Here is an 8,233-nt window from a genome sequence, read left to right as displayed (position 1 = left end):
GCGGGATATCAGTCATTATCTGATGCATCGCTACAACTGGATTCGGCCACACCAGTTCAATGATGGACTGGCGCCCGCTCAGTACGAGAAAAACCTTAACGTCGTGTCCGGGATGAGTTGACCACTACACTATGACGAACCACAGGCGATCTTGCTGATGCAGCAGATAACGGAGGCTCTAACCGAGCAACACCCTCAACTGCAGCGCAGCATAAAGCGGCAGAAGGCATTGAGGGGATGAGATCAGTACACAAGCGGGGAGGCGGACCTTATCAGTTGACCCGTTCACATTGCAGCCCGCCTGTTACCAGCGACACCTCCACAAGCCGGTGGAGTAGTTTTGGCTACAAGCCTCAGGTACTGGGCTGTCTTTTGGAGGAGCAGTACGGATTGTGTTGCTACAGCGAAATTCGACCTGACCGGGTTGGCCTGAGTTTCCATATAGAGCACGTCGAAAACAAGAGCCAACACCCTCAGCGTACGTTTGACTACAACAACCTCGCTGCCTGCGCGCTGGACAGTCAGAGCGATCTGGAAGTGTTGAAAATACAAGGCGCTGAGGTATTTGGTGGGCACGCGTCAGGTAAGTCGAAAGGGGTCGACATGGCTCGCTTCGTCTCGTGTCACATGCCCGACTGTTCGCGCTTCTTCGCCTATTTGTCTGACGGCCGTGTAGTGCCTGCTGACGGATTGTCACTGGATGAAGTTGACCGAGCTGAATACACCATCGACCTGCTAAACCTTAACAGCCCTTATCTCCAGGACTTGCGACAAGCCTGGTGGGATGAGTTGGAAGGGCTTTTTGAAGATCATGTTGATCAAGATATGAGTCTGCATTGCCTGGCGGGGATTGATCTCATCCCTGTGGGTGCGAGTTTAAGTCAGTTTTTCAGTATTACCCGGAATTTTTTCGGAGGTATCGCTGAAGAGGTCCTTGATCAAGAGGCTGGTCGCTGGTAACAACTCTAGCCAATCATCCTGTCATAGCGGCAAAGTGATAAAAAGCCCAGCCCTTGTTGAAGGGGCCGGGCTTTTTGTTTTCTGGTATGCGGCTTAGGTAGGCCTCAAGCCGCCTGCTGATAAAAATCCAGAAAACTGAAACCGGTGTCTTGATCCAGATCCGGCAGGTCATGGTGAACATGTCCGCCGAGGGCGCAATAGACCAGCCAGTGGCGGTCTTGAACGTTGAAGGCCAAGCCATCGATCAACTCCTGCTGCTCATCGCTCTGGGCGATAAGGTAAAGGCGATCCTGATTTTTTGCGTGCAACATGACAAGCTCCAAAAAGAGTGAAGTCCGTTTCTCGAGGAGCCACACAATGCAGCCGTCGCGTTACGCTTGAGTGACAACGGAAGCGAATTGTCATGCAGGATGTTTCCGGGGCTACATGCCCACGCAGAGCATGGGTACGATGCGTGCTCTCTTGTACTCATCGTTCCTTACGCTCCGCGTAGGAATGCAGTTCTGGACGCTCTGCGTCCGACCTTTAGCGCGTTAGCGCGCAGTGACGCAGAGCGTCACCCAAGGCATTGCCATGCATGAGGAACGATAGGTTCTCTCAGGATCTTATCAAAGCGCCAACCCCGCCTTGACCCGGTACTGGTTGCGCACCGGTGTCGCGTATTGCTGGATCAGGTAAGGGCGGTGCTCGCTCGGCACGCCTGCCAGGCGACCTTCCCATTCATCTCTGGCGCGTTCGAGTTCGTCGGCCGCAAACACTGCGGACGCTGGCGGTACTGCAAGGCTCGGGTCAGCGTCGCTCCATTGCGCGTACGCCAGATAGTGCACCGGGAACAAGCGATAGCCGCCGAGGATCTGCCGGTCCATTTCAATGGCCAATTGCTTGGTGTCATCGAACTGTTCGGTGATCGGCGGCGCAAAATTCACGTGCACGCGGCCTTTGTAGCCGGTGATCCCCAAGGCGATGCTCACATCGTCTTCGCCAGGCGTCTTGGTGTAAGAGCCCGTCGTGGCGCGGATATACAGCTCGCGGGCCTTGGCGCTGTCGCACGGGTCGTACTCATAGCTGATCGACACAGGGATCAGGTTCAGAGAGCGAATCACGTCGCCAAACGGCTCGTCCTTGCGGCTCATGTGGAACATCTTGAGGATTGCCGACTCGGTGCGATCATCACCGTCCTTGGCGCGGCCTTCGGCCTGAGCGATCCATATGGATTGGCAATCCTTGGTAATCGAATGATTGATGTACGCCGACAGCAACTGGTAAGCCGCCATTCTCTCGCGACGCCCGATGATCGAGCGGTGCACGATGAAGCTCTTGTTCAAGCGCATCAGGTCGCTGACAAACGGCTTTTGCAGCAGGTTGTCGCCAATGGCGATACGCGGAGTGGGCAAGCCTGCGTGGTACACGGCATAGTTGACGAACGCCGGGTCCATCACGATATCGCGGTGGTTGGCCAGAAACAGATAGGCGCTACCGGACTTGAGTTGCTCGACGCCGGTGTACGTCACCCCGTCGGTCGCGCGCTCGATGGTGTGATCGACGTAATATTCGACCTTGTCCTGCAACGTGGCGACCGAGTCGATGCCGGCAAACTCACGGCGCAGCTTGCGTGCCAGGGTGGGCTGCAGGATCCAGCCGAGCGTGCCTGCCAGGCGAGGAAAACGGAATTTGGTCAGGATGGCGAGAAAGGCTTTGTCGCTCAGCAGACGTGCCAAGACAGCGGGGACTTCTGCGTCGTTGTAAGGTCGGATGGCATCGAATTCGCCCATCATGCTCTCTTGTTTGAAACGGATAGGGTAAAAAGAAGACAGTTTTGTTAAAACTGCCGTCTGAAGAATAGGGCAATTATACGCATAACTGATCCCGGAGGCCGTGATGCAGGAATTACAGAGCTACGACTGCCCTTATTGTGGCGAACCTGTCGAGGCTGTGCTGGACTTGTCTGGCGGCGATCAACAGTACATTGAGGACTGCCCGGTCTGCTGTCGCCCGATCGTTTTCGATCTGCAGACCGACGGCGAAGACTGGAATCTGGACGTTCGCAGCGAGAACGAGTGATGCAGAAAGTCTACGAGCCCGAAAACCTCATGGAGGCCGAGTTGCTGCAGGCGATGCTTGCCAGCGAGGGCATCAAGGCTCACCTGGCCGGTCGTGACCTGCTCGGTGCGATGGGTGAGTTGCCGGGTTTGGGGCTTCTGGCGCTCAAGGTCGAAGATGCGCAGGTCGCACGGGCACGCGAGCTGATCACTGCGTACAATAGCGCCTTGCCCTTGTTCGGTGATGAGCCGGATGACTTTCCCGATGTACTCGTGTGCTGAGCACGATCAAAGAGTCTGATTAACCCCCATGTGTGGACGCTACGCCCTGTTTCGCTGGACCCCTGCCTTTGCCGCCTTGCCCGGTTTTCCTGCCGATCAGCAGGCGCAATGGAATATTTCCCCAGCCGACTGGGTATTGATCATGCGTGCCGCCGAAAACAAGGACGGTATCGAGCTGGTGCGCGCGCGCTGGGGGCTGACGCCGGCCTGGCTCACTGATCTTTCGAAAACACCCGCCCATGCGCGAGCCGAAACCGTTGCCGAGCAACCCATGTTCCGCGACGCGTTTGCGCACCGTCGCTGCCTGCTTCCGGCCAATGGCTTTTACGAGTGGCGTGGCAATTTGCGCAAGCGCCCGTTCTGGTTGACGCCGGGGGAGGGCGCCGCCCTGTTTTTCGCGGCCATATGGGAAGCGTACCCTGTGCAGGGGCATACGTACCTGAGCGTGGCGGTGGTTACGCAAGCGGCAGCGACGCAACGTCGCCCGTTGATTCTGGATGCCCATGGCCAGAAAGACTGGCTGGCGGCCGACACACCGCTGTCGACCCTGCAAGCCTTGCTGGCAGCGCCGCAGACAGCCCTGAGGGAGCGGCCGCTGGCCAATCTGGTCAACGATCCGAAACTCAATGCGCCCGAGTGCCTGACGCCCTTGAGTTAGGTGGGCAGCGTTAAAAGTCGCGAATCAGACAAATCCGATATCCGCCTTGAGGCACATCTGATACAAACTGCACACGTTTGCGGGCACCCTCTAGCTCTATCAACGCCCAGGCTGCCGGTTATCGGGTATCTGGCGCAGAGATCTGCCCCGAGAATGATCGCTTCACAATCAAGGAGATTCACCATGCGTCAGTCATTTGCCTTCTGTGCTTTGAGCGCCGCGTTGCTGCTCGGCGGGTGTCAGGCAATCAATACCACGAGTGGCGATTCGGTCGGTGTCGAGCGCAAGCAGTACATGTTCAGCATGCTCTCCACCGATGAAGTCAACAAAATGTACGCCCAGTCCTATCAGCAGACAGTCACTGAAGCGACCAGCAAAGGCGTCCTGGACACCACCAGTGCGAACGCCAAGCGTGTTCGTGCGATCGCCGATCGACTGATTGCCCAGGCCCCGAAACTGCGGCCTGACTCGGCTCAATGGCAGTGGGAAGTCAATCTGATCAAGAGTGACGAACTGAACGCCAACTGCGGCCCTGGCGGCAAGATTTTCGTTTACAGCGGTCTGATCGACACCCTCAAACTGACCGACGATGAACTCGCTGCGGTCATGGGCCACGAGATCGCTCATGCCCTGCGCGAGCATGGCCGTGAAGCGATGTCCAAGGCCTACGGTGTGTCCATGGCCAAGCAGGGTGCTGGCGCCTTGTTGGGGCTTGGGCAGGACAGCCTGGCGCTGGCCGATACCGTCGTGAATTACAGCCTGACGCTGCCCAACAGCCGCAGCAACGAAAACGAGGCGGATTTGCTCGGTCTGGAACTGGCCGCTCGCGCCGGTTACAACCCTAATGCGGCCATTACCCTGTGGCAGAAAATGACCCGGAATTCCGGCGGTTCGCAGCCCGAATTCATGAGCACTCACCCTGCTTCGGAAAACCGCATCTCCTCCTTGCAGGCTGCCATTCCCAAAGTCATGCCGCTGTATCAGCAAGCCCCTAAATCCTGATCGACGTTCATTGTCACAGCGCTGCGGCATTCACCGCAGCGCTATGACAGGCATCGTCACACCCAGCCGCTGACCTGCATCGCCTTGTAGACCGCCACCAATGCCAGTACGAAAAACGCGCAGGCTGCCAGACGGCGGATCAGCGTCAATGGCAACTTGTCTGCGGCAAAATTACCTGCCAGCACCACCGGCACGTTGGCCAGCAGCATGCCCAGCGTCGTGCCGAGAATGACCAGCCACAGATAAGAATATTGCGCCGCCAGCATGACGGTGGCGATTTGCGTCTTGTCGCCGATTTCAGCGATGAAGAAGGTGATCAGGGTGGTCATGAACGGGCCGAATTTACGCGCGGTGCTGGCCTCGTCGTCATCCATCTTGTCCGGCACCAGGGTCCACAGCGCCGTGGCCGTGAAACTGGCGGCGAGAATCCAGTGCAGCACGGCGTCAGAGAGGAAGGTGCTGAACCAGGCGCCTACCGCGCCGGCTGCCGCATGGTTGGCCAGGGTGGCGGCGACGATGCCTGCGATGATTGGCCATGGCTTGCGAAAGCGTGCGGCGAGGATGAGCGCGAGCAATTGCGTCTTGTCACCGATTTCGGCGAGCGCAACCACTGCGGTAGGGACTAAGAATGATTCCAGCATCAGGTTTCCTAAGGGGCGGGTCGACACGGCTATGACACGTACGACCTCCCCGCCCCGGGTAAGGTGTTCGTGTCATAGGTCTTGTCAAACCACCGATCCGTCTGAGCGGATTCTGGGTCGCACGTACCATGGTCTGAGGACCAAGTATGTTGATACGTGCCGGACGAGCATGGCGCTCGTGGGAGACTACTCCCCTAGGACGGAGCGGATTCTGCCTCCGTAAAAACGTTTCGGCAAGCGCTTATTTTCAAGAGCGTTTGGCGCTGTAGATTTTGAAACCGTTGCCCTGAGCCTTGACGTGGCAGTAGCCCACATGCTCTTCGATCAGCGGCTGGTAACGCAGAAAGTTATTCGCTACCAGGCGCAGTTCGCCGCCTGATTTCAGATGTTGACGTGCTTTTTTCAGCAAGTTCTCTGTTGCCATGTAGTCGGTGTGGACCCCGACATGGAACGGCGGGTTGCTCAGAATAGTGTTCAAACCCATCGGTGCGGCATCGATTCCGTCACCGGTCAAAACCTGTGCTTCCAGGCCATTGGCGGCCAGGGTCAGGCGCGAGCTTGCGGTAGCAAAGGCATCCACATCCAGCATGACCACGTCGTTGTGCGGGTAGCGACGTTTGACCGCTGCACCGAGCACCCCGGCACCACAGCCGAAGTCGAGCAGGTTGCCACTGGGCAGCTTGTCGATGTTTTCCAGCAGAAGTGCCGAGCCACGATCCAGCCGCCCGTGACTGAACACACCGGGCAGGCTGATGACGGTGAGCGGGCCGTCCTGCAGTTCGATTTGATAAGGCCGGGCGAGGCTTTCCAGGGTGACGGCTTGCGGAGCGTTTTCGACAGTGACCTGCCAGAGCTGGCAATGGCGGGCGCTGTCGAGCTTGCGCGCGCGGCCGAATGGGCTCAGCTGTTTGGCGGCGGCTTCGATTCCGCCACGTTTTTCGCCTACCAGAAACAACTCGCGCCCGGCAAGGCGGGACGCCAGCGCATTGAGCAGGTAATCGGTCAGGTCGCGGGCCTTGGGCAGGAACAGCACAGCGGCGTCAAAGGCGGCCTCTGGCGCTTCAACGCCGAAATCCACATGCCCTTCAAACCGCGCATCCAGTGCGGCCTGATCACCGGCATGCCAGCACCAACCACGCGCGTTCGGCAGTTTTCCGAGCAGGTCATCGGCAGGCAGCCCGACCAGCAACAGCGAGCCCTGAAACAGCTCGGGTTGACGGAGTAACACTTCACTGCGCGGGTCCATGGAATGGCTCCTGAAAAAGCGCGGAGTCTAACAGGATATGAGTCAGGAGGACGCGGAGCGTCCGGAACGGCATGCCGACGCAGAGCGTCGCACGATAGTTACGATTATCGTTGCGCACGGCTCCGGCGTGGGAATGCAGTTCTCGACGCTCTGCGTCGCAAAATGCTGGCACCTGTCGCGAAGGCATCAGACGGCGTAATCTTGCGAGTCTGACGTCAACCCTCCAGGAGGCCCCCGCATGTACTGGGCAGAATTTCTTACCGTCGCGCTGATCCACCTGCTGGCCGTCGCCAGCCCCGGGCCTGATTTTGCAGTGGTGGTGCGTGAAAGCGTGACTCATGGCCGCAAGGCCGGCACCTGGGCGGCGCTGGGGGTTGGCTCGGCGATCTTTGTGCATGTGGGCTATTCGCTGCTGGGCATCGGGATTATCGTTTCCCAGTCCATCGTGCTGTTCAATGCCTTGAAATGGGCGGCCGCCGCCTACCTGCTGTACATCGGCATCAAGGCCCTGCGCGCCAAACCTGCCGCGGCGACGGACGATGCCGCCATCAAGGCCGTTGCCGGTGAGCGCAGCCCACGAAGTGCCTACATCAGCGGCTTTGTCACCAATGGCCTGAACCCCAAGGCAACGCTTTTTTTCCTGTCGTTGTTCACCGTCGTGATCAACCCGCACACACCCTTGCTGGTGCAGGGCGGCTATGGCGTCTACCTTGCGGCTGCGACGGCGGCCTGGTTCTGTCTGGTGGCGCGGTTGTTCAGTCAGGCGCGGGTGCGCGCCGGTTTTGCACGCATGGGGCACTGGTTCGATCGGGCCATGGGCGGCGTGCTGGTAGCGTTGGGGATCAAGCTTGCGCTCACCGAAGTGCGCTGATTGGCGGGTATAGGGGGGCTGTCGACTCAGCATGTGCAGCGTCGAATCCCCCTTTCAAAAATAGCTGGCAAATAGCTGACTTCGCTGCCGATACACCTTCCCAAATCATTCCTTTGACCGATTTCACTGGCAGCCGAGGGCCCTAGAGTCCATATTTCCAGCCTCTCCTGTGGACTTTGAAAAGGGACTCATATGTTACAGACTCGCGTTCTTCCGCCTGCCGATGGCGCTTACCAGTATCCTCTGCTGATCAAAAGCCTGCTGTTATCCGGCAGTCGCTATGAAAAGACGCGTGAGATTATTTACCGTGATTCCGTCCGCTACAGCTACCCGACCCTTAAAGAGCGCATCTGCCGTCTGGCCAATGTGCTGACGGCTGCCGGTGTAAAGGCCGGTGACACGGTGGCGGTCATGGACTGGGACAGTCACCGTTATCTGGAATGCATGTTTGCCATCCCGATGATTGGCGCGGTCATTCACACCGTGAATGGCCCTTTTGTTTTTATGGGTCCAGAAGCCCCGGTTTATAAGGCT

Annotated in this window: 11 protein-coding genes, 1 pseudogene and 1 riboswitch; of the genes and pseudogenes, 8 read left to right on the top strand and 4 right to left on the bottom strand. The window is 58.3% G+C overall.

What is annotated here, in order from left to right:
• Window positions 1-121 (top strand): annotated as a pseudogene (locus tag DW49_RS1000000131730) (IS3 family transposase); the annotation flags it as partial.
• A 155-nt stretch (window positions 122-276) separates the two neighbouring features.
• Entirely contained in the window at window positions 277-960 is a 684-nt protein-coding gene (locus DW49_RS0105285; RefSeq protein ID WP_259645545.1) for a retron system putative HNH endonuclease, read from the top strand.
• Between the two features lie 104 nt (window positions 961-1,064).
• On the opposite strand, the gene DW49_RS0105280 is transcribed toward DW49_RS0105285, so the two are convergent.
• Together DW49_RS0105280 and DW49_RS0105275 are read right to left on the bottom strand one after the other, a co-directional pair.
• Window positions 1,065-1,271 (bottom strand): hypothetical protein, encoded by a 207-nt coding sequence (locus DW49_RS0105280; RefSeq protein WP_003379241.1) that lies wholly within the window; start codon window positions 1,269-1,271, stop codon window positions 1,065-1,067.
• A gap of 297 nt (window positions 1,272-1,568) precedes the next feature.
• On the bottom strand, window positions 1,569-2,732 hold the full coding sequence (locus tag DW49_RS0105275) for a 1-acyl-sn-glycerol-3-phosphate acyltransferase (protein ID WP_032616599.1): 1,164 nt from the start codon (window positions 2,730-2,732) through the stop codon (window positions 1,569-1,571).
• Window positions 2,733-2,838: 106 nt separating this feature from the next.
• Here DW49_RS0105275 and DW49_RS0105270 point away from each other — a divergent pair, with 106 nt between their 5' ends.
• The 4 genes from DW49_RS0105270 (at window position 2,839) to DW49_RS0105255 (ending at window position 4,941) form a co-directional block, all read left to right on the top strand.
• Entirely contained in the window at window positions 2,839-3,021 is a 183-nt protein-coding gene (locus DW49_RS0105270; RefSeq protein WP_003318204.1) for a CPXCG motif-containing cysteine-rich protein, read from the top strand.
• Window positions 3,021-3,281, top strand: coding sequence for a putative signal transducing protein (locus DW49_RS0105265; protein WP_003379244.1), 261 nt, complete (start codon window positions 3,021-3,023; stop codon window positions 3,279-3,281). Before DW49_RS0105270 ends, DW49_RS0105265 begins: the two co-directional genes overlap by 1 nt.
• A 28-nt stretch (window positions 3,282-3,309) precedes the next feature.
• Window positions 3,310-3,939 carry an SOS response-associated peptidase gene (locus tag DW49_RS0105260; RefSeq protein ID WP_024420842.1) on the top strand — a complete coding sequence of 210 codons (630 nt, stop codon included), beginning with the start codon at window positions 3,310-3,312 and terminating at the stop codon, window positions 3,937-3,939.
• 183 nt (window positions 3,940-4,122) lie between these two features.
• Window positions 4,123-4,941 (top strand): M48 family metallopeptidase, encoded by an 819-nt coding sequence (locus tag DW49_RS0105255; RefSeq protein WP_005615244.1) that lies wholly within the window; start codon window positions 4,123-4,125, stop codon window positions 4,939-4,941.
• A 56-nt stretch (window positions 4,942-4,997) separates the two neighbouring features.
• Here the strand turns inward: DW49_RS0105255 and DW49_RS0105250 are convergent, their stop codons facing one another.
• The gene (locus DW49_RS0105250; RefSeq protein ID WP_003379249.1) at window positions 4,998-5,582 is read right to left on the bottom strand and encodes a TMEM165/GDT1 family protein; all 585 of its coding nucleotides are present in this window, start codon (window positions 5,580-5,582) and stop codon (window positions 4,998-5,000) included.
• Between the two features lie 69 nt (window positions 5,583-5,651).
• Window positions 5,652-5,790: riboswitch (yybP-ykoY riboswitch) on the bottom strand.
• Between the two features lie 39 nt (window positions 5,791-5,829).
• Window positions 5,830-6,828 (bottom strand): class I SAM-dependent methyltransferase, encoded by a 999-nt coding sequence (locus DW49_RS0105245; RefSeq protein ID WP_024420840.1) that lies wholly within the window; start codon window positions 6,826-6,828, stop codon window positions 5,830-5,832.
• A gap of 238 nt (window positions 6,829-7,066) precedes the next feature.
• Here DW49_RS0105245 and DW49_RS0105240 point away from each other — a divergent pair, with 238 nt between their 5' ends.
• Both DW49_RS0105240 and DW49_RS0105235 read left to right on the top strand, forming a co-directional pair.
• The gene (locus DW49_RS0105240) at window positions 7,067-7,699 is read left to right on the top strand and encodes a LysE family translocator (RefSeq protein WP_005615250.1); all 633 of its coding nucleotides are present in this window, start codon (window positions 7,067-7,069) and stop codon (window positions 7,697-7,699) included.
• A 192-nt stretch (window positions 7,700-7,891) separates the two neighbouring features.
• Window positions 7,892-8,233: AMP-binding protein (locus DW49_RS0105235; protein WP_029768844.1), on the top strand; the 342-nt coding region annotated here is incomplete at its 3' end.

The organism is Pseudomonas avellanae BPIC 631 (assembly GCF_000444135.1).
In the GTDB taxonomy this organism is placed as follows: Bacteria; Pseudomonadota; Gammaproteobacteria; order Pseudomonadales; family Pseudomonadaceae; genus Aquipseudomonas; species Aquipseudomonas avellanae.
The sequence above is the reverse complement of the archived record's forward strand: the minus strand, read 5'-3'. Positions and strand labels throughout refer to the sequence as shown.

What these genes read in the sequence shown, in the direction of transcription:
- DW49_RS0105250 (WP_003379249.1), bottom strand. Translation starts at nt 5,582, where the DNA reads ATGCTGGAATCATTCTTAGTCCCTACCGCAGTGGTTGCGCTCGCCGAA.
- DW49_RS0105270 (WP_003318204.1), top strand. Translation starts at nt 2,839, where the DNA reads ATGCAGGAATTACAGAGCTACGACTGCCCTTATTGTGGCGAACCTGTC.
- DW49_RS0105275 (WP_032616599.1), bottom strand. Translation starts at nt 2,732, where the DNA reads ATGGGCGAATTCGATGCCATCCGACCTTACAACGACGCAGAAGTCCCC.
- DW49_RS0105265 (WP_003379244.1), top strand. Translation starts at nt 3,021, where the DNA reads ATGCAGAAAGTCTACGAGCCCGAAAACCTCATGGAGGCCGAGTTGCTG.
- DW49_RS0105260 (WP_024420842.1), top strand. Translation starts at nt 3,310, where the DNA reads ATGTGTGGACGCTACGCCCTGTTTCGCTGGACCCCTGCCTTTGCCGCC.
- DW49_RS0105280 (WP_003379241.1), bottom strand. Translation starts at nt 1,271, where the DNA reads ATGTTGCACGCAAAAAATCAGGATCGCCTTTACCTTATCGCCCAGAGC.
- DW49_RS0105240 (WP_005615250.1), top strand. Translation starts at nt 7,067, where the DNA reads ATGTACTGGGCAGAATTTCTTACCGTCGCGCTGATCCACCTGCTGGCC.
- DW49_RS0105245 (WP_024420840.1), bottom strand. Translation starts at nt 6,828, where the DNA reads ATGGACCCGCGCAGTGAAGTGTTACTCCGTCAACCCGAGCTGTTTCAG.
- DW49_RS0105255 (WP_005615244.1), top strand. Translation starts at nt 4,123, where the DNA reads ATGCGTCAGTCATTTGCCTTCTGTGCTTTGAGCGCCGCGTTGCTGCTC.